Below are 23,524 nucleotides of genomic sequence, written 5' to 3'. Positions count from 1 at the left end.
CTATGGTTCGGGATCACTGGGATTCTTGACAAGCGATCGCGGTCACATCGCTATCTCTTAGGACTTCGCAGCGGGCGAGTCGGATTGACCCGGTAGGGATTTCGCCAGATCAATGCCCGTGGTTTGTTTCAGCTTCTCCAGCAAGCTAGCGATTTGGGTAGCGCTGCCTTCCCCTTCGCCAATCACAGTGATCGACTCCACGTCGATATCTGGCACGGTGCCTGAAAGCGTGACGAGCAGGGACTCGAGCTTCTGGAGCAGGAAGATGTCGCGGGCATTAGCACCAGCGGTCTGCCAAGCCTCCGCCAGCCGTTGGGTCCCTTCCGCTTGAGCTTTTCCATCTTCGACGATACGGGCGGCGGCCCCCCGCGCTTCCGCGATCGCCCGTTTACAAGCTGCCTCAGCTGGGGCGATCACATCGGCTTGAAGTTGCTGCTGCACCTGTTTGATCCGCTCCTGCTGCACAGGGAGTTCTGCTTGGCTACGAGCGACTTCGGTAGCAATGTCCGCTTCAGCTTCGGCCACCACCGCTTCGCGCCGCGTCAACGCATCCTGAATCCGGCGCTCGGCCTCGGCTTGGGCGATCGCTACATCGCGATCGATCCGACGCAGGGCCGTGATCTTGTCATTTTCGGCCGTTTGGATCGCAGAGGCAGCCTGGGCATCGGCTTCAGCAATTCGGGCATCTCGCTGCAGATCAGCCCGCTGCTTGCGTCCACTAGCCGAGAGATAACCGACCTCATCGGAAATGTTCTGGACTTGCAGCGTATCGAGGACTAGACCCAGCTGCTCAAGGTCATCCTCCGCCTCTTCCAGCAGACTTTTGGCAAAGGCAATTTTGTCCTCGTTGATCTGCTCCGGCGTGAGGCTGGCTAAAACACCACGCAAGTTGCCTTCGAGGGTCTCCTTGGCAATTTGCTCGATTTCCTTACGGTTTTTGCCAAGCAGCCGCTCGATCGCGTTGTGGATGGTCGGTTCTTCCCCAGCAATCTTGATATTGGCAACGCCTTCAACAGTCAGGGGAATGCCGCCCTTGGAGAAGGCATTGGAAACGCGCAACTCAATGATCATGTTGGTCAGATCCATGCGGAGCGCTTTTTCCAGCAGAGGTACCCGCAGGCTGCTGCCGCCCTTGACCAAGCGATAGCCAACTCGGCGGCCATCACTACTGCGGCGACTACTGCCAGCAAAGATCAAAATTTCACTGGGTTGGCAGATGTAGTAGAGATTGCGCAGGACTAAGCTGCCAGCCCCGGCGCCAGCGCCTAGAACAATCAGCAGCGCAAAAATCGTTTCAAACATTAGACTTCACCTCCAGGACGACGGCTCAGGGTTCCGATCACATCCAGCCCCAAGGTGGAGTCCACCCTCTGTAGGAACTGCTGGACAATTTCTGGATAGGCATTAATCAAGCGGGCTAGGGCTTGGCCATCGCCGCCATCGACGACCCGAACCTTGTGGAGGTGCAGCCGTCCGGGAATTTGCGCCGCTTCTCGCAGCACCATTTCAATCTGTTGAATCAAGAAGAGTTCCGCCGCTTCGGGGCCTGCTGATCGCCAGACTTGACTGAGGCGATCGCTCACTTCTGCAGCCGCTTTGGCATTCTCAGCCAGCACCGCCGCACTACCGCGGGCTTGCAGGGTCTTGGCCACCCGTTGAGCTTCGGCAGGTAAGACCTCATCGGCTTCTAGCCGGAGTTTTTCGAGCTCCGCCCGTAGCGATTGGAGGCGCTGCTCCGCCCGAGCACGAGCTTCCTTAGCGGCGGCGGTTGTCCGTTCTTCCTCGGAGCGGACTTGCTGATCGAGTTGCGCCTTGATTTTGCGCAGTTCGTTCTGGCGCTGCTGCACCACCGTTGCCGCCTGGGCGCGAGCAACTTCTGCCTGCTGCTGGGCATCGGCCTCGCGGCGATCGGCTTCCCCTAGGGCTTCGGCCTCAGCAATCTCTGCATCGCGAGTGATCTGGGCAATGCGACGACGACCAATTGACTTGAGGTAGTCCACATCGTCGGCCACACTTTGAATTTTGAGCGTGTCCAACCGCAGCCCTAATTTCGAGAGATCGTGGCTGACATCCTCAGCAATCCGTTCCGCGAACCGCAGCCGGTCTTCATTGACCTCTTCAGGAGTGAGGGTCGCGACCACCCCTCGTAAGTTGCCCTCTAGGGTTTCGCGGGCGACGCGGGCAATTTCAGAGCGATTGCGATCGAGGAAGCGTTCGATCGCATTGCCGACCAAGCGGGGATCCGTTGAAACTTTGACGTTGGCGATCGCTTGGATATTGATCGGTGTGCCGCCCTTGGCGTAGGCATTAGTCACCTCAACCGGTACGGGCATCGTAGTCACGTCCATGCGCTTGACAGTTTCGATCACCGGGATCGTCAGCGTCCGTCCACCAAACAGCACACGGTAGCCCACCATCTCCCCTTTGGGATTGCGATGCTTTCGCCCCGACACAATCAGAATTTCGTTGGGGTTACAAATGCGCAGGCAGGATTTGAGGATGACAAACAGGACAAGGAATCCAACAATCCCAAAGCCGAGGGTGCCGCCCACCCAGTCACTTTCTTGTCCGGTATTACGGCTGGACGGCTGAGATTCAAATTGCGCTAGCACCAGCGGGGAATATTGCGGGAGCAGGGACATACAGACTCTCCTAGGAAACAAGCTCTCAGACAGCAGCGGTTCAAGGTTGCAGATCTAATTCCGTGCGACCAATCACCCACAGTCGTTGCCCTTCCGATCGCAGCACCACCACTTCATCGCCCCGCTGAAAATCCAAGGGCGAATCGGTACAAGCACTGAGCTCAATCACACTGTTTTTGACTTCCAGCTGCACCTTGCCGCGGCTTTGGGCATTGAAAGGCAAGACAACGATGCCGCGGGCACCAACCAGATCCGTACTCCGCACCAGACTATCGACCTGGCGATTGCGCAACTGCCGCAGCAGACCAGCCATGCCCGTACCCAGCAGCAGACCCATCGCGATCGCAAGGCCCAACTGCAGAGAGCCCGGCAAGTTCGGATTGAGCCAGCCCAGCAGCAGACCCGTCATGCCAAAGAAACAAAGGCCAAAGGTCCAAAACTTAAAGCTGGTAATCGGCAACCACAGCCGCCGCCCTGAACTTGGAGGCTCTGGCAGATCGACATCAGCGGCTACATCGGGCTCAACCGCTGCTTCAGCGTCAAAACTGTGGTCAAAGTCAGAGTCGAAGTCATGACCGAAATCGTGGTCCAGCCCTCCGACAGCGGCAAGTGCCACAAAAATGCCACCGAATAAAAAGCAAAACCAATAGACGCTGATCATTCGTGATCCAGCCGAATACGCCCCTATTAAGCACCAAGGGTTGCGGGCGATCAATAAAAGCCGCTCCGCCCTTAATGTTTTGCAGTCTTCGGGCCATGCTTAAGCGATCGCCAGTTGTTTAAGCTCAGTCACGTTTCTGCAGGAGGATCCCGATGCCTCGATCGGCGGCGCTAATATGGGAAGGCGTTGCGGCGGCCGCAGCGCTTGCTTTCTCAGCCGCCCATGAAACAGACTTCCGATCTCCACGTCGTCGAGACGCGTTCCTTGATCAGTCCTGCGGAAATTCACCAGAAGCTGCCCCTTTCCGAGACAGCAGCAGACTTGGTGGCTTCTACCCGCGATCGCGTTCGTAGCATTTTGCGCAATAGCGATCGCCGCCTGTTGGTGATTGTCGGGCCCTGCTCCATTCACGACGTCAACGCAGCTTACGACTACGGCCAAAAGCTCTTGCCACTGCGCGAAGAGCTGGCGGATGAACTTGAAATCGTGATGCGGGTCTACTTTGAAAAGCCCCGCACGACGGTCGGCTGGAAAGGATTGATCAACGATCCCCACCTCGACGGCAGCTACGACATCAATACCGGCATCCAGCGGGCTCGCAAGTTATTGCTCGGTTTGGCAGATATGGGCTTGCCCGCCGCGACAGAACTGCTCGACCCGATTATTCCGCAGTACATCGCTGATGTAATTGCTTGGACGGCGATTGGGGCGCGAACCACCGAAAGTCAAACTCACCGCGAAATGGCTTCGGGCCTGTCGATGCCGATCGGCTTCAAAAATGGCACCGATGGTAGCTTCCATATCGCAGCCAATGCCATGCTTTCCGCCAGCCAGCCCCACCATTTCCTGGGAATTAACCATGACGGTCTGGCCAGCATTGTCTCGACCACCGGCAATCCAGACGGTCATTTAGTGCTGCGCGGCGGCAGCAAAGGTCCAAATTACGCAGCAGCGGACATTGAAGAAGCAGCCTATCAACTGGCTAGCATGGGCCTCCATGCACGAGTGATGGTGGACTGCAGCCACGGCAACTCCAACAAGGACTATCGCCGTCAGTCAGTGGTGCTCTCAGATCTGGCCGAACAGGTTGCTGAGGGATCGCGTCACCTGATGGGCGTGATGATTGAAAGCCACCTGGTTGAAGGCAATCAACCCATCCCAGCCGACTTGTCAGAGTTGCGCTACGGCCAAAGCATCACCGATCCCTGCGTCGACTTTCCGACCACAGAGAAAATGCTGCGGGAGCTAGCCCGAGCCCAGCGCGGCTTAGTCCCGTCCTTGGCTTAACTAGCGCTACTGAGAATCTGCTGAATCGTCACCAAATCGTGGCGATCGCCAATATTCCCCGGGAAGCTGACAATCGGCAGACTGGGGAATTTTTGATGGCTGGCGGGAAGCTGCACCAAATTGACGCCAGTCCGAATTTGTCCGCGCAACTCCACGATCGCGGCATCCAAGTTCGCCAGAATCGTGTTGGTCGTGATCCCGCCCTTACAGATCAGATAGCCAATCTCTGCGGGTAAAGCACAGACGCGCTCAGCCAGAAAATCCGCGATCGCTCGACTCAGTTGCTGTTGCTGCTCTGGGCTGGCGCAGGCGTGAAATTGCCGCTCAGTGAAGATCACAGGCGTTTGACCTTGCTGCAAAGCTTGCTGAATCTGGCGATCGAGATCCTCCGCGAGCGGGGGGCGATCGCGACCGTCAGACTCGACAAATGGCTCAATCGGAACTGCGATCGCGGCAACCTGCGGTTGTTCCAATAAAGCTTCGAGTTGCCCTGTGCTGATTGTCGTCCAAGAGCCAACAACCACAACACCAGTACGATGCTGCGGATTGAGTTGGCCGAATTGCTGGGGTGCGATCGGTTGCAGCGGCAGTTGCGCCAAAGCACTGAGTAGGCTGGCAGCACTGCGACAGAGGTAGTGACCGTGGTTGAGAACTGCGGCTTTGAGGCGATTGGCAAACTGTTGCAGTTGATCAGGGGTTTCTGCATCGACCACAAACCAGCGATCGCTCGTTGCAGATGCAGTTGTAAAAGCAGTTTCTAGATTGTCGGCAGTCAAGACCGGAATGCGATCGCTCAGACTGGGATCCTCGGCTTGAGTCGCCAGAAAAGTGGGTAGATAACTGGTGCGATAGCCAAACAGCGGATCTTGGGCAAATTCTGTTTCATGCAAGGGGCGATCGCCCCTAGGAGTTCGCAGGAGGTGCCAGCCTTGCCGCGTGATCCGGCCACCCTCCAGAAAAGCAGGAACGAGAAATTGCGCTTGAAATGGGCCTAGTTCAGCCGCGATCGCTTGGGGTTCCGTCCAGAAATGACCGCGCAGAGTCGAGTCACCGCGACTGATAATCAGCCAATGCTGGAGCCTGAGCTGAGCGATCGCTTGCTGTAAGTTGCGGCAGATCTCGCGAGTTCGGGCAGCGGCGGCCTCAGTGCTGAGCGATCGTGTGTTCGCCAGAATGAAACAGAGCAACGATGGATGACGCAGTCCAGTTACAAGCGTCTCGACATCCCAGCGCAACAGCAATGGGCAACTGTGCACGGTCTGCGATCCCGTAGGATCGTCATCCAGAACAATGATTTTGAAATCAGTCACAAGCGCGATCGAAAGGCCTGCTGTCTAGGCTAAAGACGAAATGACCTCGACTGAAGCAGCCAGAGCTGGCAAGCCATAGAAACCTTCAAGTTCTCTAGGACGATTGGAGCTGAGCTAGAGAGTCACCCTTTCTGTCCATGGGGATAACAATCATCCCCGTACCGCCTTGAGTGCAACTGGCCTAGAGACCGACGAGTTTGGCGCTCAAATCCCAGAGGCGTTGTGCTGTGCGATCGTCGCTGGCTTTATCAGAAAGTTCCTGGACAAAGGACTGGCGATCCTTTTGCTGGCGGTTACCCCAGCTCCAGTGGACGCCAGAGGTTTTGAATTCTGGATCAGCAACGACTTGTGCAACCCGTTCACCGGCCAGTTCTTGGGTGAAGTAGCCGCCCGTGATGTTCTTCTGGAACCACGGGAAGATTTTTTGGAACAGCTTAGGCGTGTTGCGGAACAGCGGTGTATCAGCAACGCAGCCCGGATAGAGCGAGCCGAAGACGATGCCGGTGCTGTCGTGGAAGCGGCGATGTAGCTCCCGCGTCGTGATCATGTTGCAGAGCTTGCTGTCTTTGTAGGCCTTGCCCGGCTTGAATTTCTTGCCGTCGATCATCGCGATCGGGGCTTTGAAACCAGCTTCTAGTCCCTCAAGGTTACCGAGATCCGCCGGTGCCGGAATCGGAATTTTGCCACCCAGTTCCTTGGAGTTAGCCGTCACAGTGCCAAGGATCACCAAGCGTTTTTCAGGAGCGGGCGATCGCTTCAAATCATCCAGCAGGAGATTGCAGAGCAAGAAGTGACCGAAGTGATTGGTTGCCACGGAAATTTCGTAGCCTTCGGGACTGCGTTGCGGCTCTTTTAAGCGCGGCAGATAGACAGCGGCATTGCAGACCAATGCATCAAGGCTGCGACCTGTGGCACGAAACTGATCGACAAAGCGACGCACACTTGCCAGCGAACCGAGATCAATTTCCATCAGGCTGTAGTTCTCGGGGTTAATTCCCAAGGACTTGGCGGCCTCAGCTGCTTTCTGCAGGTTGCGGCAAGCCATCACCACGTGCCAGCCACGGGCTGCCAGCGCCTTCGCACCGTAGAGACCCACGCCCGAGGAAGCGCCCGTAATGATGACAGTGGGTTGCTGCGTCTCGCTCATCTCGCTCAGACTCCTAAATGCAATGCACCGCGAATCTTGTTTGAGTCTCCCACGCTAAGCGCCAGAAACCGCGCGGGTAAAGGATTCTAAAGCTATGGAAAGATTGAGAAAGCTTGCAAATTTGCAACAGTTTTAGCTTGCGCTCTCAGAGATCAAGCGCGTGATTCTCAGAACTAATTGACAATCGGCGATCGGGCTCTGGCTCCTTCAAGCCAAGGGGATGGCGTAGGTTGACCACTCTTGGCGATCGCTCTGGGATGACGGCTGAGGAATGGCGAGCCGCCAGGTGCGGGCTTGGGGCTGCCGCTGGAGGTACAACTCAAACGGCTGGGCTTTAATCTGTTGCTTCTGGCCGGATTGCTGCAGTTGCCAAGTCGCTTGTCCAAGGACTTGAAAAGCAGGACGCCCCCCAATGTCGAGGGGCTTGCGATCGCGGATCTTCAACTTCTGCACCCGAATGATCGGGGTGGCCAAACGCAGCTGATCACTGAGCTGGGTTTCCGTTTGTTGGAGTTGGAGCGTCAGGCCAGCGCGAATGACCGCGCGATCGGGCAGGCCAAAGGCAGTACAGGCCGAAAGCACCAAGACGAGAACTAGAGCCAGCCAGCGCACCGCGATCGCCCGTTCACAACAGCCGCTATTGTACGGAACGGCATTCCACCCGATTTCATGGGGCAACAAGTCTTTGTCACGGCAGCGATCGCGGACTATCTGCAGGCAATGACGCCGCCGGAACCAGCAGTTTTGCAGATGTGGCGGCAACAAACCGCGACTCATGCCGCCGCTAAGTTGGGAATTACGCCGACCCAATCGCAATTTTTAGCCTTGCTTGTGCAGATTGGTGGCTATCAACGGGTCTTAGAGCTGGGCACGGGCTTGGGCTACAGCGCCCTTGCAATGGCGATCGCCCTGCCACCAACCGGCTCGATTCTGACTCTCGATCGCGATCGCCAAACCACAGACTTGGCAAGGCAATATTGGGAATCGCTTGGCTTTGGCGATCGCATTCAACTGTTGCAAGGCGAAATTCGTCCCGCCCTCCAGCAGTTGCAACAACAGGGCGATCGCTTCGACTTTATTTGGATTGATGCCGATAAGCGCGCCACCGCTGACTATTTCCAAACAGCGCGATCGCTCCTTACTCCCAAGGGATTGATCGCCGTCGATAACGTGCTCTGGTCTGGTCGAGTTGCTGATCCTGAGGATGGCGATCGCCGCACTCAAGCCCTGCGCAACTTCAATGCCGCGATCGCGGCTGATCCAAACCTTCAGGTCAGTCTGCTGCCGCTCGGAGACGGGATCACCCTGATTCGAACCTGCGACTAAGGCGATCGCAAGTTACAAGTGCAGGCCACACTCTTGCTTCAAGCCCCGGAACCGGGTGCTGCGCTCATCACTGTCATCTGCTTGCAGGGGGCGGCTGGAATGCCAGTCACCAACGGTGACGTAGCCCTGATCAAAGAGCGGATGGTAGGGCAGATCGTGAGCAGTCAGGTACTGATAAACGTCGCGGGAGTGCCAACCAAGAATCGGCCGAATCGCATAGCGATCGCGTTTGAGTTCGACAATTTCCATTGACTGGCGATGCGCCGTTTGCTGCCGTCGTACGCCCGACAACCAAGCCGTTGCACCCAGTTCTTGCAGGGCACGATTCATCGGCTCCACCTTGCGCATTTGGTCATAGCGGTTGAAGTCTTCCACCGACTCGCTTTCCCAGAGCCGGCCATAGAGCGCTTCCATCCGCGCCGGGCTGATCTCCGATTGATAGACCTTCAGATTCAGCTTGAGCCGTTCCGTCAGCTCTGCCGCAAACCGATAGGTTTCCGTAGGCAGATAACCCGTGTCGATCCAGATCACCGGAATATCCGGCTGCACCTGAGTCGCCAAGTGCAGCATCACCGCCGACTGAATGCCAAAACTCGTGCTGAGCACCAGCCCCGATCCAAATTCAGTTGCTGCCCACTGAATGATCTGCGTTGCTGCTTGATCAGCAAGCTGGGCATTGATTTCGGTCAGGCTGGGCAGCAAAGCAGGCATGGACTTCGTTTGAGCGATCGCAACAGTTCGTCAAAAGCGTTAGGCCGTCGGAGCGGCAGGCTCTAAACCTTGTTCCACCTGCTGCCGGGCCTCGCCCCAATAAGCACTGTAGGTGTAAACGGCATCATTACCTTCTTCCGTCGTACTCCAGCGGTAGATGGCCGACTTCGGTTCAACGCCGAGCTCCAGCAGCTTAGCCCCCATGTAATATTCCATCTGCTTGCGGGTCATCGCGCTCAAACCACCGGGCTTAAACTTGCTGACACGGCGCGACATATGGGCCTGATCATGTTTGGCCATAGGAATAGAAGAGAGCAGGAATATTCTCAGTTTGGCATTCCCCTTCGGTGAGCTTGGGCGGTTTGCCGCACCTTTTAAGATCGCTGCAACAGCTGGTTTCAGCAAAGAAGCCAGTCCGAGGAAGATTGGGAAAGCGCCAGAGCTGACCACGTCAGCCACACAACCGGCGGCGATCGCAGTGAATCGTTATCCTGCAAAAGAGACAAAACATTACAGTAGGCTCGCGCATCATGGTCAGCGCCAACTCAGCAATCTGTATCCTCGGCGGTGGCTTTGGTGGTCTCTATACCGCGCTAGCGCTGGCTCAGCAGTCTTGGCAGGGGGCCAGTCGGCCGCCGATTCATTTGATTGACCGTGGCGATCGCTTTGTTTTTTTGCCGCTGCTCTACGAACTGATCACGGGTGAACTCCAAGGCTGGGAAGTCGCGCCCCGCTACCGCGATCTGCTGGCAAATACGCCGGTGCAATTCCATCGGGGGGTTGTTAGCGAGGTCGATCTCCAGCAACAGCTTGTCGTATTGGAGTCGGGACAAGTTTTTGAGTTTGGTCAGCTCGTGTTGGCTTTGGGGGGTGAAACGCCTCGTGATCTCGCCCCCGGTGCAGAAACTCACGCCCTACCGTTCCGCAGTTTGGACGACGCGATCGCCCTCAATACTCGCTTGAGTGAGCTGGAACATCAGCCCGATCGCCAGATCCGCATTGCGATCGTGGGAGCGGGTCCCAGTGGGGTCGAGCTGGCCTGCAAACTGGCCGATCGCTTGGGCGATCGCGCCTGGATTCGCCTGATTGAGCTGGGTGAAGACATTCTGCGCAACTCGCCAGAATTTAACCGTGAAGCGGCAGAACGAGCTTTACAGCAGCGCCAGATTCTCTTGGATCTGAAAACCGGTGTGGCTGCCGTCGAAGCTGATGCGATCGTGCTGCAGCGCGGGGAGCAAACGGAACGACTCAGCAACATCGATCTGGTCTTGTGGACGGTTGGCAACCGAGTGCCCGCAGCCGTTGCCGCTCTGGATTTACCCAAAAATGCTCGAGGTCAACTACAAACCGCGCTGACCCTACAAATCAGCGGTCACAATAACCTTTTCGCGCTGGGTGACTTGGCAGAGCTACCACTGGTGGATGGCAAAGCGATTCCGGCCACCGCTCAGGCAGCGTTCCAGCAGGCAAACTGTCTGGCTGCGAATTTGATCGCTCAACGCCGTGAGCAACCTTTGAGCGATTTCCAATACCAAGCCTTGGGTGAAATGCTGGCGCTGGGTTCCGGCAACGCCACATTGACAGGACTCGGGTTGACTTTGGAAGGCCCCCTAGCGGCAGTCGCCCGCCGCTTGGCCTACCTTTACCGGATGCCCACTCCAACGCAACAATGTCGCGTAGGTCTGAATTGGCTCCTGCAACCGTTGGACTCGCTGCTGCATTCCTAATCGCTGGCTATGGCTCTTCCCCAGGTAATTTTCTTTGATGCAGTCGGCACGCTGTTTGGCGTCAAAGGCAGTGTGGGACTGGCCTATCGACAGCTAGCGTTGGAGTTTGGCGTCGATGCCAACGCACGGCGTTTGAACGATGCCTTCTACGCGGCTTTTCAAGAAGCACCACCGCTGGCCTTTCCCGAGGCACCGCCGGAGCAAGTTCCCGCCTTGGAATATCAGTGGTGGCAGGCGATCGCGCGACGCACCTTCGAGCGATCGGGGGATTTAGTCCAGTTTTCTGATCAGAGTTTTGCCGATTTCTTTGACAACCTCTATCGTCACTTCCAAGGGCCGGAGCCTTGGTTTGTCTACGACGATGTCTGGCCGCTACTGGACTATTGGCGCGATCGCGGCGTTGCCTTGGGAATTATTTCTAACTTCGATAGCCGCATTTATCCAGTACTCGACAGCTTGGGGCTGACGAATTACTTCAGCAGCATCACGATTTCGCCGGAAGTGGGTGCTGCCAAACCCGATCGCCTGATCTTTGCGATGGCTTTAGCGCAACAACAGTGTCAGCCGCACGAGGCTTGGCACATTGGCGACAGTTTTCGGGAAGACGTACGGGGTTCGCAAGCAGCGGGTCTACAGCCAATTTGGCTGAAGCGCGAAGCCTGATTCAAACCAGGAAGCGATCGCCCGTCCGGTCGGACTGCTAGAGTGGACAATTGGAAGTCCACAGAGCTTGCATGATTGAGACGTCTGGCGTCGTTGAACGCGAACAAGGCAATGGTTTTTATCTCGTAGTCCTCGATCAACCCCCAGGACACCAGTGCCTGTGCCGTGCTGCAGGCAAGTTGACCAAGAACAAAATTAAAGTCTTGGCTGGTGACAAAGTGACCGTTGAAGTCAGCCCTTACGATTTGGGCCGCGGTCGCATCACCTTCCGCCACCGCAAATAGGCGATCACCCAGCAGAGCAGGTCAAGGAATCCTTACTGAACCCGACTGGAGGCCTCAGCATCAATACACAATCAAGGGCTGAATCTAGAGCGATTGCAGCCCTTTTGTTGTGCGATTAGACTGCAGGAAAGCATCGCGGCGACTCTCGCACCATTGCTTGGTAACCTGTTGGCGGTAGGCAAATAGCCGCTCCAGCTGCGCATCGACCACGGGGCAAACGCTCAACTCCGGCAACCAGCCACCGGGCAGTGCATATTCGACTTCATCAATCAGGCGAGTGCGATCGCCCTCGCGGCTAAAGATGTGCCGGTGTAGCCAATCAGCAAACGGCCCTTGGCTCTGGCGATCGCAGAAACAACGCCCCGGCTCATAGTCATCATTGTGGGTGGCAACCCAGCGAATCGGCACTGGGCCTAACCAGAGTCGAAACTCTGAGACAGCGCCAGGACCCAGACCACCTTCACGCCGTACCACTTCCACCGGCAACCAAGGCGGCGTTAGTTGCTCCAGAACATCCGCTTGCTCGTGGAACGCCCAGACGAGTTCGCGCGGGGCATCAATGACGGTCGATCGCTGGAATCGGCGCATGACAGCTAGGCGAGGCTCGGCTGACGACTAACTTGGAACAGATCGGCGGCACTAGCCACTTCGCCATGCAGATCGTAGATATCGGCATCGGTAATCCGCACAGTCACGAGCTGACCCAAAGCGGCGTCTCCTTGGACGTAAACCACTCCATCCACTTCAGGGGCAAAGCGTGCCGATCGCCCAATCTTGAGGCCGGTGCTGGGATGCTCTTGCTCGATCAGCACATCGACGAGGCGACCGATTTGAGCGCGATTGCGACGTTCTGCGATCGGTTGCTGCGTGGCCATCAAGGCATCGCGCCGTGCTTCCTTAACGTCATCGGGCACCGGATTGGGGAGGTCGATCGCAGCAGTTCCCTCTTCCGGTGAGAAAGCGAAGACGCCAACATGATCGAACTCGTGGCGTTGAATAAATTGCTGCAGGTGACGGAAATGCTCCTCCGTTTCCCCGGGGAAGCCTGCAATGAACGTGGTGCGCAGCACCGCATCTGGCAGCGCTTCTTTAAGCTTCTCGATGATGCGATCGTTGACATTGCCCTGCCATGGCCGGTTCATTGCCTTGAGGATCTCGGGGTGGGAATGCTGCAACGGCAGATCGAGATAGGGCAGCACGTTGTGGGTTTCTCGAATCGCTGCAATCACCTCCGGCGTCAGACCGGTCGGATAGGCGTAGTGAATACGAATCCAGGGCACATCGACTTGACCCAGTTGGCGCAGCAGTTCCGCCAGCATTGGTTTGCCGTAGCGATCGAGGCCGTAGTTGGTGGTGATCTGCGAGATCAGCACCAGCTCTTGCACGCCTTCAGCAGCCAGTTGCTTCGCTTCCGCCACGATCGACTCGATTGATCGCGATCGCCGCTTGCCGCGCAGATGCGGAATGATGCAGAAGGCGCAGCGATAGTCACAGCCTTCGGCAACGCGCAGATAAGCCACGGCTGAAGTGGTCGTACGGTAGCGCGGTAGATTTTCGTCGGCAATAAAGCTCGGCTCTTGGGAAATGGCATTGACGCGCTCGCCGCTTTCCGTGCGTTGCAGCACATCGACAATGCGGTGATAGTCTCCTGTCCCAACGAGGGCGATCGCTTCTGGCAACTCTGCCAGCAGTTGATCTTGGAAGTGCTGGGCGAGGCAGCCCGCGATCACAATTTTTTTGCCCGACTCCGCCAGCTCTACAAGCGTCCGTACCGATTCTTCGCGAGCGGCTTGGATGAAGCTGCAGGTGTTGACCACCACTACATCGGCTAACGCTTCGTTGGCATCGATGCCGTAGCCTGCCTCAGCGAGCAAACCAATCATGTGTTCAGTGTCGATGCGGTTTTTCTCACACCCGAGGTGCGAGAACGCGATCGTTGGTTTGGCCGTCATGGCAGCGCGCAAACGGAATGAAGGAAAGGCGATCGCTTTCAGTGAGGATCAAGCGACAACTGAAAGTCGAATAGCTTGTCGATCCTATCGCACTGCTTTGCAGTCTGATTCAGCGGGATCCCTGCCAGAGAGTATGATGCTTGTTACAGACCCGCGATTGATTGCAGCGACTCGATTCTGACGTGGATTTGCATCGCATTTTTGGAACCACAACCCCCGTCATTGGCGTGGTGCACCTGCAACCGCTGCCCACAGCGGCTCGCTGGGGTGGCAATCTCCGCGCTGTGATTGAGCGTGCGGAACAGGAAGCTACGGCGCTGGCGGCCGGCGGCGTTAACGGCATTATTGTTGAGAATTTTTTCGACGCACCGTTCCCTAAGAATCGCGTTGATCCTGCCGTTGTTAGCGCGATGACCCTGGTGGTCGAGCGGCTCCAAAACCTCGTGACCATTCCCTTAGGGCTGAATGTCCTGCGCAACGATGCCCACAGTGCTTTGGCGATCGCTAGCTGCACGGGTGCAGCTTTCATCCGCGTCAACGTCCTGACGGGTGTGATGGCCACAGATCAGGGCTTGATTGAAGGCGAAGCGCATCAACTACTGCGCTATCGGCGCGAGTTGGGCAGTTCCGTGCAGATTTTGGCCGATGTCTTGGTCAAGCATGCCCGACCGCTGGGAACCCCCAATCTGACCGTGGCGGTGCAAGACACGATCGAGCGCGGGTTGGCGGATGGCGTCATTCTTTCCGGTTGGGCAACCGGCAGCCCACCGTCGCTAGAAGATTTGGAGCTGGCAAAAGCGGCTGCGGGCGATGTTCCCGTGTTCATCGGTAGCGGGGCTTCGATTGAGAACATTGGCCAACTGCTGCAAGCAGCCGATGGTGTGATTGTTTCCTCTTCGCTGAAGCGTCAAGGCAAACGCGAGCAATCGATCGATCCCGTGCGCGTTGGTCGCTTTGTCGACACGGTGCGGGCTTGCCAACAACGTCTCCAAACTGTTGCCACTCCCCAAGCAGTCAACACCAATAGCGCAAGTCTCTCGCGGTAAAGCAGACGGACTGGTGCGCATTGCGGCGATCGCCTCTGTAGAATGAGAGGTTTCTGCAGGGGAGGCGATCGATGGGACTGGCAGGACGCGACCTACTGACGCTAGCGGACCTTTCGAGTGCAGAAGTTCTCGAAATTTTGGAACTGGCCGCCACTCTCAAGTCGGGTCAAACGACTGTCCATTGTCCTAAGACACTAGGACTGATTTTCAGTAAGTCCTCCACTCGCACCCGCGTCAGCTTTTCGGCAGCCATCATGCAGATGGGCGGCCAAGTCTTGGATCTCAACCCCAACGTCACCCAAGTGGGGCGGGGTGAACCGATCGCAGATACAGCACGGGTTCTCAGCCGCTATTTGGATGCGCTAGCGATTCGTACCTTCGCCCAGCAAGACCTAGAAGAATACGCCCACTACGCCGATATTCCCGTCATCAATGCCCTGACAGATGACTACCATCCCTGCCAAATTCTGGCGGACTTGCAGACGATTCAAGAAAACTTTGGTCAGTGGCAAGACCTAACGCTGACCTACCTCGGGGATGGCAATAATGTCGCCCATTCGCTGCTGCTAGGGTGCGCCCAAGTCGGGATGAATGTGCGGATTGCTTGCCCGCCTGACTATCAGCCGCAGGAGCGGATTGTTGCCAAAGCGCAGCAGATTGCTGGCGATCGCGCCAAGGTAGAAATCCTCCACGATCCGATCGCAGCCTCCCAAGGGGCTCATGTGCTCTACACCGATGTTTGGGCCAGCATGGGGCAAGAGGAAGAAGCCCAAGCGCGGGTCAAAGCCTTTACGCCCTACCAACTCAACCAAGCCCTGCTAGAAAAAGCCGATCCCGCCGCGATCGTGCTGCATTGTCTGCCGGCTCACCGCGAAGAAGAGATCACGGCGGAAGTACTAGAAGGATCGCAGTCCCGCGTCTGGGATCAGGCTGAAAACCGCCTCCATGCCCAGAAAGCAGTGCTCGCCTTACTACTTGGCGCTATCTAGTTCTGATCACAGTTGCAGCAACCTGAACGAGCCTCAGCAGCGGTGTTGGGGAAACTGGCGATAGAGCGCAGCGAGCGCCGGACAAGGAGTTTGATCGATGAGGGACTGGGGAAACGTCCAGTTACGAGGCGCTTGTTGAGCCGAGGCCATCCAGAGCAGTCGCTTGGCGCGGGTCATGGCGACGTAGAGCAGACGATATTCCTCAGCTTCTCGCAGGGCTTGAGCCTCAGAGACTGCGGCGGCTAGATCGGTGAAAGGTTCAACGCCTGCGCCTGTCTCAGCTTGTAAAGCGCGTCGTAGTTGCAGCCGCGCGATCGCAATCCAAGGTTGGGGACCTAAAAATGCCTCACTTTGCTTGGGCGATCGCCCACCGGGGATCTGCGAGGCTTCTAGAAAAGGCAGAAAAACGCAGTCCCAGTCCAGCCCTTTGGAGCGATGCATGGTCAGAATCGTGACCTGCCCAGATCGCGTCAAGGCAAGGCCCGGATCTTCCGTTTCGACACTGGTCAGGCGATCGCTCTCCAGGAGATTCTGCAAATCCGCTAGCAATTGCCCCAGCGATAAATTACTCCAAGCTTGGCGACCCAGTTGATCTGCTAGCTGATCGGCTGTCGCCAATTCACTGCCGTCGTAGTGCAGCGTCAGCGCCAGAAAAGGAATCAGTTGCTCGGGCGGCAACTCCGATCGCGCCTTGAGTAACTGCTGACAAAGCCGTTGGGCAGGCAGCAACCGGGGATTTGCATCCGGCCAGAAGAGGCGATCGCCCAGGAAGATTTCCGGCGCGGGCAAAGCTTCCCAAGGCAGTGCAGGCAGGCGATCGCGGTTGACTAGCACCTGCAGCGCCGCCCGCAGGCGATCGGGCTGGTGGGGCCGTTCAATGAACTGGAGCAGCGCCAGCATTTCTTCGGGGATGCGCCGATTGCGATCGCGATCGCTGGCTTCCCAGAGGTGGATTCCGGCTTTGGCCAAAGGTTCGGTCAGGCGATCGCGCAGATAGTGAGCCTGCCGGTTTTCACGGACTAGAATCGCTGCCTGGGTCTCAGCATTGGCAGCATACAGATCAATCAAACGCTGCTGGAGACGTTCGACCGTAGCGATCGTAGTCTCGGTTTGTAGGAGTTCCAGTCCTAAACCCAACGGCTCAGGATTGGCATTCAGTTGCGGATCCTCGGCATCAACAGGCTGGATCGCTTGTTCGCGGAAGGGTCGGAGCGAGTCTGAATGAGCCCAGTGCCGATTGACCCACTGCAGGACAAAGTTAGCCGCTCGGAAAATTGTGGGGCTACTGCGACCGGCTTGATCGAACATCACTAGCTGCTGACGGCGATCGCACTGCTCACAAAACTGGCGGAAAAAGAGTGGATCCGCCGAGGTGAAGGTGGAGTTAATTGCCTGATTGGGGTCGCCGACGCGTACTAGCTGCAGTTGCTGATCGGTTGTGACGGGGGCCAGCCGTTCCAACAATTGCATCTGCAACGGCGACGAGTCCTGAGCTTCATCTTCAAACAATGCCAGAATCGAGGACTGCCATGTTCTGCGAGCCTGAGGGTTATCCAGCACCCGCACTGCTGAAAGCACCATGTCATCAAAGTCGATCAAACTGGCTTGCTGGAGGCCGACTTGATAGAACTCGTAGAGTCCCTGAGCGATCACCAGCAGGGGGTAGTCGCCCAGCACTGGCCACGGGGAGAGGCGATCGGCAAAGTCTGCGGGTGACAGACCAGAACTTTTAATTTCAGGAATCAGAGTCTTGGCGAGTTCGAACAGGAACTCGTTGCGCAACACACTGCTGCGGCGCAGTTGTTCTGCCAGTTCGCCATCGAAGCCCGTCCCCCTCAACAACTGCTGAAACAGCGTGGGGTTTGCCTCAATCCACTGGTCGATTGCTTGGCGGAGTAGCTGGGCTTTGCGGCGATCGGAGACCAAACTAACCTGATCCCAGTAGAGATTGGACAAGTCAGGCGCGGTGCTGGCAATCTGCAACGACAGGCTGTGTAGGGTTTGCACCGTAAAGCCAACAGCCGAAAGTCCCAGTTGCTGCAGGGTTTCGCGGACTTTTTGACGCAGGTTGAGGGCGGCCGATCGCGTCACCGTAACAAGGTAGAGCTGTCGACGATCGCGTTGAGGGCGCTGGGCAAGAGCGATCGCGGCTGCTACCGCCATCCCCGTTGATTTACCTGCGCCGGGTACTGCCGAGACAGCTAGGCTACCGGCCTGCCAAGCCGCGAGCTGCTGCTGCCCGGCTCGCAGTTGCGCCCGCATCTTCTGGAGGCGATCGGCCAAGCTAGGAGTGGCAATCATCGCAGTTCATCCTGTGGGCCAAGCACTGCTGCTTCATGCTGCAAAGCCCCCGCTAGACTGCACCGGCTCTGAAGCACTGGCTTGACAATCGCTGGCAAATACGAAAACATTAATATCGCTAAATGGGGCTATAGCTCAGTTGGTAGAGCACTTGCATGGCATGCAAGGGGTCACCGGTTCGAGTCCGGTTAGCTCCACTCCATTTAAGCTAAACAGGCCACTTCAGCTGAGGACTGAGTTGAAGCTTGACGATCGCAGATTAGCGAGACTCTGGCTCCTCGGTTTCAAAGGCTTGGCTGATGCCTTGGTTGAGATTGGTTTTGACCTGATCCACTAGCTGATCAACCTCACGATCGCTGCGGACATTACCCACAGCAACGACACGACCCAAAAACTGTTGGGTTGCCTGTGGAAATGCTGTCAAAAGTCGCTGCAGCCGCCGCCGAATCAAGCGCAGATCCCGTTGGATGATTTGCTGGCGAGTCAGAGGGCGAGGCATAGCAACGAGAGTTCAAGTCTGGGATCACCATAGCCTGTTGTTGGGTACGCCTCCCATCAGACCTATCAATGGTCAAGATTCGCGACTGACAATTAGCATCTCAGCGCCAATCACCGGACTGCGAGCCAAGAGGCGATCGCGCTCATCTACGATTTCGAGGCGGCGGAAGCCTAGTTCCCGCACCTGCTGAAAGACCTCTTGCGCCAGTTGATCCTGCTGACTAGCCGCAAGGCTGCCCCAGCCGTCACTCAAGCGCAGACGGAGGCGGCTACCGACAAAGTTGGCCTCCACGCCCAAGATCAGCGCCTCACTATAGCGATCGCTAATCGCTGAGACTTCCGACTGGATCGCCTCAATCAGGCGGGCATTGGGATCAATTTCCGTTGGCCGCGAGGGACGTGGCGGTTCCGGTGCTGGTTTTGGTGCGGGGGGCGGCGTAACGGGAAGGGCTTTCGGCGGCGGCAATAAATCAGGAGCGGGCTGCGGTTCGACGGGCGTCACCACAGGTTCTGGCAGCCGCACTTGCAGTTTGGGCCAAGATAGCGGTTGTTGGCTCAGCCAGACTGCGATCGCGATCGCCAAGCCTGCGCCGACTAGACCCAGCCAGTCGCGCCCTTGCAAACGCCGATCGAGTTCAGGACGATCGCTGCCGATCGCTGCTTCTGCAGCTTGCAGTGCCACCAGTTGTTGCCGACTCCAGCGATTGAGCCGCGACCAAACGGCCACCTGACTCGCGCGCCATGACCCTTGCAGCCGCTGCCAAAACCCCATAAGTGATCGCCTCCTCCGACCCTAGGCCTCCTGTAAGACATCGATCGGTAGCCCAATCGCTTCAGCGTAGAGCTGTTCGTAGGCGATCGCCGATTGTTTCCAGCTCAGATCAACGGCCATACCCCGTTGCTGTAGCTTTTGCCATTGGGGCTGGTACTGGTAACTCTCCCAAGCCCGCACCAGACAGGTATAGAGGTCCAGCGGCTCGTAGCGATCGAAGCAATAGCCATTGCCCTCGGCATGACGCGGATCGTGGTGGAAGACCGTATCGACCAACCCCCCCGTACGGCGCACAATCGGCACACTGCCGTAGCGCAGTGCCAGCATTTGCGTGATACCGCAAGGTTCAAAACGAGAGGGCACCAAGAAGGCGTCGCTACCGGCATAAATGCGTCGCGACAGCCCCTCGTCGTACATCAGATAAGTGGACATCCGGCCCGGATAGCGGGTCGCCAACTCCCAGAGCTGGGTTTCGTAGTAGCGCTCGCCCGTTCCTAAGACAACAAATTGGGCATCGCTGTAAGACAGAAAGCGATCAAGAATTTGCAGCAGCAAGTCAATGCCCTTCTGCTCGACTAGACGAGCCACAAAGCCAATCAGGAAGCGATCGGGATTGACCTCAAGCCCCATCTCCTTTTGGAGCGCCAGCTTATTGTTCAGTCGTTTATCAAGAGTGTCGCGATCGCAGTTGGCCACAATCCGCGTATCCGTTGCAGGGTTGTAGCTATCAACATCAATCCCGTTAAGGATGCCGCTTAGCTTGCCACTGATAAATGAGAGAAGACCCTCCAGCTTTTCACCGTAGGTCGGTGTTTGAATCTGCTGGGCATAGGTGGGCGATACCGTGTTGACGCGATCGGCATAGAGCAAGGCCGCCGCCATGGTGCTGTCGCCCTGCATGTACCAAGGGCACCAGGTGATCTTCTCGAGCTTCCAGCGCCACGGCCCTTGGTAGGCCAAGTTATGAATGGTGAAGACAGTCGAGATATCCGGGGACTGGTGCATCCAAACCGGAATCATCCCAGTGTGCCAATCGTGGCAGTGAATGACTTGTGGTTTCCAGTAGTTCCAAGAAAATTCAGCAGCCCCATTGGCAAAAAACGTGAAGCGCCAGTCTTCGTCTTCTCCTGAGTAGATGCGATGCGGATCAAAAGCTGGATGCCCCATTAAGTAGAGCGGCACATCTGAACCGGGCAGCTGCGTTTCGTAAACCGCGAAGTGATTAAACATCGCGTAGCCCCACCAGATCGGTTCAGCGGGAATATCGAGCTTACTGTTCAGAAAGCCGTAGTACGGCATGAAGATTCGGACATCATGGCCCAGAGCTTTCAGCACTTTGGGCAGGGAACCAACCACATCTCCCATGCCTCCCACTTTGGCGAAGGGAGCACATTCGGCAGCCACGAACAGAATCCGCATGCAGACCTCAGGGGGCAACGCCCTCCACTATACGCCTGCGCCTTACCGGGTTTGGCTAGCAGAGCCGTGGCAGCGCAGAAACTCGGTCATATCAGCAGCTGATAGGGGCTTCGAGAAGTAATAGCCCTGCCCCATATCGCAGCCTAGCTGCCGCAACCAGTAGAGCTGAGACTCTTCTTCAATGCCTTCGGCAACAACCTCCAAGCCAAAGCTATGGGCCAGCGCGATCGTGGCTTGGGCGACCTGGCGGTTATCCCCAGCCAAGTTGATTTGATGGATGAAGGAGCGATCGATTTTGAGGGAATTAACCGGCAGCCTTTGCAAGTAGCTCAGCGAAGAATACCCTGTTCCAAAGTCATCGATGCTCAGCTGGACTCCCATCGATTTCAGCTCATCGAGCAGCTTGAGCAACTGCTGGTCAATATCTTCAGCAACACTGGACTCAGTAATTTCTAGCATGAGATTCTGAGCGGATATTTCCGTTCTTTGCAGAATATCTTTGATCCAGTCCTCAAAGTCTTCGTGACAAATCTGCTGGGCCGAGATATTGACGTGCAAGATGAAGTCGCCAGGAGTAATCAAGTGATCCTGTTGCCAGAGGTGAATCTGCAGGCAGGCCTTTTCAAGAATAAAATTACCGAGACTGAAAATTAGTTTCGATCGCTCAGCGAGGGTCACAAATTCCAAGGGGGGAATGTTGCCCAGCTCAGGATGAAACCAGCGGGCTAATGCTTCCGCCCCGACGAGAGCGCCGGTCTCAAGATCGACGATGGGCTGGTAGAAAAGATCAATATCTGCTTGCTTAATTGCCTCCCGTAGGGCTGTTTCTAGAGCAAGGTTCTTGAGGGAATTGGCAGAGAGTTTAGCCGAGAAGATCTGAATGCCACGACTGAGGGGATTGCGTTTGGCAGCATACATTGCTGTATCCGCGCTGCGGAGCAACTCTTCAGCAGCATCGATCTGGGCAGAGACAAAACTGATGCCGATGCTGACACCGATGTAGATACGCTGTCCTTGAATTTCAAACGGATGGACAATTAACTCATGCAGTTGCTCCGCGAGATCCTGAGGATAGCCGGGGTCTTGAGCTGGGACTAACACCCCAAACTCATCGCCACCGAGGCGCGCGAAGATCACTGGCGAAGCAATACAGCTTTGCAGGCGTTGTGCAACTTGCGTGAGCAGAACATCACCCGCACTATGACCGAGGGAGTCATTGACAATTTTGAAGCGATCGCAGTCTAAGAAGAGAACAGCAAACGGATATTGATGATCAGCCTTATAACGATTGAACCAAGCATGTAATTGCTCAACAAAATAGGCTCGATTAGGAAGTTGAGTCAGTGTGTCAAAGTGAGCCAAATGCCAGAGTTGAGCTTGGGCTTGCTGTCGTTCCGAGGCCTCCTGCTCTAACTTATGATTAGCAGCTTCTAATTCTTGAACTGTAAGGGATAGCTGTTCATTTGCTTGTTGAATCAGACGAGCATTTTCAAGGCGTTCATGAATATCTTGAAAAACAGTCATTCCTTCTTTGATATGGCCGGTTTCATCATGGATAGGAATTCCCCAAACCTCTAAAGGTATAGTGCGATCAGGCCAGCGTAATTCAAGATCTTCAGTATGGCTTAACTGGCCTTGAAGAGCCATCGCCAGGGGTAGCTCTTCAATCGGGGTGAGTCTGTTTTTACTTGCCTGATAAATATTAAAAAACTTAGCCATTTCCTCAAGTGTGGCACTCTTATACTTGCCTCTTAAAATCTCTCGACCAACTGCATTCACATAAGTCATTCGACCTGTCAGCTCATGAACAGCAACACCAATCGGAAGATGATCAAGAATTTGTCGCAAGTATGTCTGACTATTTCTAGCTTGGCTAATCACTGCATTGAGACTAAAACTCATCACAGCAATACTGCTGTTGTAGCTTTGCAAAAGGATCAGTGCTTCATTCACCGCCAAGACACTAAATTGCCCTTTGCCATTAGCAGTCGAAATAAAAGCAAACAGGGTAATAAAAGTAATCCCTGTTGATACCCAAGTGCTGTTAAAACGTAGCGCCAGCCAGACGAAGACTGGAATAACTAGTGAAGATACTGGATAGGGTTTACTCGCAAATGCTAAGGTTGCGATCGCAAGAATGATTGCACTAATAATGAAGAGCTCTAGCCAACGCTTAGCAGAAAGTTGCAGCGACTGACGCCATTGATTGCACCATAGCAAGACAACCGGAAAAAATAAAATCGCACTGCTGGCATTGCCGGTCCACCAAGTCCAGCCAATTGTGAAGAAGCGATTCCAACTAGCCGCGCCAAATAGGCAATTCCCAGTTGCTCCTATTAGGGCAGATACCGTTGCTTGAGCTACTGCTGCCGCTAAAAGTGTCCAAACTTCATCAAGTGTTTGCAAGCGACTTGAACGACTAATGGCTCGTTTTGCGACCGCATAGGCGACCAAGCGAGAACTGGCATTAGCAACTGCGCCACTCAGGCTCACTCCAACGCCCAAACCTGTCATCAGCTTCAGTAAAAAATCGCCGATGAAGATGCCAGGCCACACCTGTGGGCCCGCCAAAAAAGAGCTGCTAGCAGTACTCCCGCTGAGGGCCAAATAGGGGTGACTTTTGCATCAGTAAAACTGATATAGGAATAGGCAAACTGAGAGATCAGGATATGAACTCCAGCTGCCAGGGTAATGGCAGGCCAGTCCCTCAGTCTGGGAAGAGGTATCCAGGAAAAAAATGACAGCATTCTGGGTGAGGGATCATGCAGGAGTGCATGAATGAACTAAGC

Annotated in this window: 22 protein-coding genes and 1 tRNA gene; 8 read left to right on the top strand and 15 right to left on the bottom strand. The window is 56.0% G+C overall.

The window, feature by feature from the left end; genetic code table 11:
• Nucleotides 1-57: 57 nt before the first annotated feature.
• The 3 genes from SYC_RS08580 to SYC_RS08570 are packed head-to-tail and all read right to left on the bottom strand — an operon-like array spanning nt 58 to nt 3,303.
• Nucleotides 58-1,302 (bottom strand): flotillin family protein, encoded by a 1,245-nt coding sequence (locus tag SYC_RS08580; RefSeq protein ID WP_011243918.1) that lies wholly within the window; start codon nt 1,300-1,302, stop codon nt 58-60.
• Nucleotides 1,302-2,642, bottom strand: a complete 1,341-nt coding sequence (locus SYC_RS08575) for a flotillin family protein (RefSeq protein ID WP_011243917.1) — start codon at nt 2,640-2,642, stop codon at nt 1,302-1,304. The genes SYC_RS08580 and SYC_RS08575 overlap by 1 nt, the downstream gene beginning before the upstream one ends.
• A gap of 40 nt (nt 2,643-2,682) precedes the next feature.
• Complete coding sequence (locus tag SYC_RS08570; protein WP_011243916.1) at nt 2,683-3,303, bottom strand: NfeD family protein; 621 nt, start codon at nt 3,301-3,303, stop codon at nt 2,683-2,685.
• Nucleotides 3,304-3,525: 222 nt separating this feature from the next.
• Between SYC_RS08570 and SYC_RS08565 the strand changes: the two genes are divergently transcribed.
• Nucleotides 3,526-4,590, top strand: a complete 1,065-nt coding sequence (locus SYC_RS08565) for a 3-deoxy-7-phosphoheptulonate synthase (RefSeq protein WP_011243915.1) — start codon at nt 3,526-3,528, stop codon at nt 4,588-4,590.
• Here SYC_RS08565 and SYC_RS08560 read toward each other — a convergent pair.
• The 3 genes from SYC_RS08560 to SYC_RS08550 all read right to left on the bottom strand — a co-directional run bounded on the left by SYC_RS08560 (nt 4,587) and on the right by SYC_RS08550 (nt 7,728).
• A complete protein-coding gene (locus SYC_RS08560) occupies nt 4,587-5,900 on the bottom strand; it encodes a four-carbon acid sugar kinase family protein (RefSeq protein ID WP_011378490.1) in 1,314 nt (437 codons plus the stop codon). The genes SYC_RS08565 and SYC_RS08560 overlap by 4 nt on opposite strands.
• A gap of 181 nt (nt 5,901-6,081) precedes the next feature.
• Nucleotides 6,082-7,047, bottom strand: a complete 966-nt coding sequence (locus tag SYC_RS08555) for a protochlorophyllide reductase (protein ID WP_011243913.1) — start codon at nt 7,045-7,047, stop codon at nt 6,082-6,084.
• A 207-nt stretch (nt 7,048-7,254) separates the two neighbouring features.
• A complete protein-coding gene (locus tag SYC_RS08550; protein ID WP_011243912.1) occupies nt 7,255-7,728 on the bottom strand; it encodes a hypothetical protein in 474 nt (157 codons plus the stop codon).
• Between SYC_RS08550 and SYC_RS08545 the strand changes: the two genes are divergently transcribed.
• Nucleotides 7,717-8,373, top strand: coding sequence for an O-methyltransferase (locus SYC_RS08545; RefSeq protein WP_011243911.1), 657 nt, complete (start codon nt 7,717-7,719; stop codon nt 8,371-8,373). The two genes, SYC_RS08550 and SYC_RS08545, sit on opposite strands and share 12 nt — an antisense overlap.
• Nucleotides 8,374-8,385: 12 nt before the next feature.
• On the opposite strand, the gene SYC_RS08540 is transcribed toward SYC_RS08545, so the two are convergent.
• Nucleotides 8,386-9,084, bottom strand: coding sequence for a phosphoadenylyl-sulfate reductase (locus SYC_RS08540; RefSeq protein WP_011243910.1), 699 nt, complete (start codon nt 9,082-9,084; stop codon nt 8,386-8,388).
• A 39-nt stretch (nt 9,085-9,123) separates the two neighbouring features.
• Complete coding sequence (locus SYC_RS14100; protein WP_011243909.1) at nt 9,124-9,543, bottom strand: hypothetical protein; 420 nt, start codon at nt 9,541-9,543, stop codon at nt 9,124-9,126.
• Between the two features lie 71 nt (nt 9,544-9,614).
• Between SYC_RS14100 and SYC_RS08530 the strand changes: the two genes are divergently transcribed.
• From SYC_RS08530 to infA, 3 genes are all read left to right on the top strand, one after another.
• A complete protein-coding gene (locus SYC_RS08530) occupies nt 9,615-10,811 on the top strand; it encodes an NAD(P)/FAD-dependent oxidoreductase (RefSeq protein WP_011243908.1) in 1,197 nt (398 codons plus the stop codon).
• 9 nt (nt 10,812-10,820) lie between these two features.
• Nucleotides 10,821-11,474, top strand: a complete 654-nt coding sequence (locus SYC_RS08525; protein WP_011243907.1) for an HAD-IA family hydrolase — start codon at nt 10,821-10,823, stop codon at nt 11,472-11,474.
• A gap of 71 nt (nt 11,475-11,545) precedes the next feature.
• Nucleotides 11,546-11,758, top strand: a complete 213-nt coding sequence (infA, locus tag SYC_RS08520; protein WP_011243906.1) for a translation initiation factor IF-1 — start codon at nt 11,546-11,548, stop codon at nt 11,756-11,758.
• 84 nt (nt 11,759-11,842) lie between these two features.
• Here the strand turns inward: infA and SYC_RS08515 are convergent, their stop codons facing one another.
• Together SYC_RS08515 and rimO are read right to left on the bottom strand one after the other, a co-directional pair.
• Nucleotides 11,843-12,346, bottom strand: a complete 504-nt coding sequence (locus tag SYC_RS08515; RefSeq protein ID WP_011243905.1) for an SRPBCC family protein — start codon at nt 12,344-12,346, stop codon at nt 11,843-11,845.
• A 5-nt stretch (nt 12,347-12,351) separates the two neighbouring features.
• Entirely contained in the window at nt 12,352-13,710 is a 1,359-nt protein-coding gene (gene rimO / locus SYC_RS08510; protein WP_041677008.1) for a 30S ribosomal protein S12 methylthiotransferase RimO, read from the bottom strand.
• Between the two features lie 182 nt (nt 13,711-13,892).
• Between rimO and btpA the strand changes: the two genes are divergently transcribed.
• Together btpA and argF are read left to right on the top strand one after the other, a co-directional pair.
• A complete protein-coding gene (gene btpA, locus SYC_RS08500) occupies nt 13,893-14,756 on the top strand; it encodes a photosystem I biogenesis protein BtpA (RefSeq protein ID WP_011243903.1) in 864 nt (287 codons plus the stop codon).
• Between the two features lie 71 nt (nt 14,757-14,827).
• Entirely contained in the window at nt 14,828-15,745 is a 918-nt protein-coding gene (gene argF / locus SYC_RS08495) for an ornithine carbamoyltransferase (RefSeq protein WP_011243902.1), read from the top strand.
• Nucleotides 15,746-15,778: 33 nt separating this feature from the next.
• Here the strand turns inward: argF and SYC_RS08490 are convergent, their stop codons facing one another.
• Nucleotides 15,779-18,046: an ATP-dependent helicase gene (locus SYC_RS08490; protein ID WP_011243901.1), complete on the bottom strand. Its 2,268-nt coding sequence runs from the start codon at nt 18,044-18,046 to the stop codon at nt 15,779-15,781.
• 124 nt (nt 18,047-18,170) lie between these two features.
• Here SYC_RS08490 and SYC_RS08485 point away from each other — a divergent pair.
• Nucleotides 18,171-18,243: transfer RNA gene (locus SYC_RS08485), tRNA-Ala, on the top strand.
• A gap of 62 nt (nt 18,244-18,305) precedes the next feature.
• Here the strand turns inward: SYC_RS08485 and SYC_RS08480 are convergent.
• From SYC_RS08480 to SYC_RS08465, 4 genes are all read right to left on the bottom strand, one after another.
• A complete protein-coding gene (locus SYC_RS08480; protein WP_011378497.1) occupies nt 18,306-18,545 on the bottom strand; it encodes a hypothetical protein in 240 nt (79 codons plus the stop codon).
• A 72-nt stretch (nt 18,546-18,617) separates the two neighbouring features.
• Nucleotides 18,618-19,316 carry a hypothetical protein gene (locus SYC_RS08475; RefSeq protein WP_011243900.1) on the bottom strand — a complete coding sequence of 233 codons (699 nt, stop codon included), beginning with the start codon at nt 19,314-19,316 and terminating at the stop codon, nt 18,618-18,620.
• Between the two features lie 21 nt (nt 19,317-19,337).
• Nucleotides 19,338-20,735, bottom strand: a complete 1,398-nt coding sequence (glgA, locus tag SYC_RS08470; protein WP_011243899.1) for a glycogen synthase GlgA — start codon at nt 20,733-20,735, stop codon at nt 19,338-19,340.
• Between the two features lie 42 nt (nt 20,736-20,777).
• Nucleotides 20,778-23,291, bottom strand: a complete 2,514-nt coding sequence (locus SYC_RS08465; RefSeq protein WP_011243898.1) for a bifunctional diguanylate cyclase/phosphodiesterase — start codon at nt 23,289-23,291, stop codon at nt 20,778-20,780.
• Nucleotides 23,292-23,524 lie beyond the last annotated feature (233 nt).

Origin of the sequence: Synechococcus elongatus PCC 6301 (assembly GCF_000010065.1) — a bacterium.
Classification (GTDB): Bacteria; Cyanobacteriota; Cyanobacteriia; order Synechococcales; family Synechococcaceae; genus Synechococcus; species Synechococcus elongatus.
Note: the sequence above shows the minus strand (reverse complement) of the source record. Positions and strands in the feature narration are given on the sequence as shown.

Coding starts and splice junctions, on each gene's coding strand:
- SYC_RS08530 (WP_011243908.1), top strand. CDS start 9,615: ATGGTCAGCGCCAACTCAGCAATCTGTATCCTCGGCGGTGGCTTTGGT.
- SYC_RS08515 (WP_011243905.1), bottom strand. CDS start 12,346: ATGCGCCGATTCCAGCGATCGACCGTCATTGATGCCCCGCGCGAACTC.
- argF (WP_011243902.1), top strand. CDS start 14,828: ATGGGACTGGCAGGACGCGACCTACTGACGCTAGCGGACCTTTCGAGT.
- SYC_RS08475 (WP_011243900.1), bottom strand. CDS start 19,316: ATGGGGTTTTGGCAGCGGCTGCAAGGGTCATGGCGCGCGAGTCAGGTG.
- SYC_RS08545 (WP_011243911.1), top strand. CDS start 7,717: ATGGGGCAACAAGTCTTTGTCACGGCAGCGATCGCGGACTATCTGCAG.
- SYC_RS08570 (WP_011243916.1), bottom strand. CDS start 3,303: ATGATCAGCGTCTATTGGTTTTGCTTTTTATTCGGTGGCATTTTTGTG.
- SYC_RS08580 (WP_011243918.1), bottom strand. CDS start 1,302: ATGTTTGAAACGATTTTTGCGCTGCTGATTGTTCTAGGCGCTGGCGCC.
- SYC_RS08540 (WP_011243910.1), bottom strand. CDS start 9,084: ATGCCTGCTTTGCTGCCCAGCCTGACCGAAATCAATGCCCAGCTTGCT.
- SYC_RS08480 (WP_011378497.1), bottom strand. CDS start 18,545: ATGCCTCGCCCTCTGACTCGCCAGCAAATCATCCAACGGGATCTGCGC.
- rimO (WP_041677008.1), bottom strand. CDS start 13,710: ATGACGGCCAAACCAACGATCGCGTTCTCGCACCTCGGGTGTGAGAAA.
- SYC_RS08525 (WP_011243907.1), top strand. CDS start 10,821: ATGGCTCTTCCCCAGGTAATTTTCTTTGATGCAGTCGGCACGCTGTTT.
- glgA (WP_011243899.1), bottom strand. CDS start 20,735: ATGCGGATTCTGTTCGTGGCTGCCGAATGTGCTCCCTTCGCCAAAGTG.
- SYC_RS08555 (WP_011243913.1), bottom strand. CDS start 7,047: ATGAGCGAGACGCAGCAACCCACTGTCATCATTACGGGCGCTTCCTCG.
- SYC_RS08575 (WP_011243917.1), bottom strand. CDS start 2,642: ATGTCCCTGCTCCCGCAATATTCCCCGCTGGTGCTAGCGCAATTTGAA.
- infA (WP_011243906.1), top strand. CDS start 11,546: ATGATTGAGACGTCTGGCGTCGTTGAACGCGAACAAGGCAATGGTTTT.
- SYC_RS08565 (WP_011243915.1), top strand. CDS start 3,526: ATGAAACAGACTTCCGATCTCCACGTCGTCGAGACGCGTTCCTTGATC.
- SYC_RS08490 (WP_011243901.1), bottom strand. CDS start 18,046: ATGATTGCCACTCCTAGCTTGGCCGATCGCCTCCAGAAGATGCGGGCG.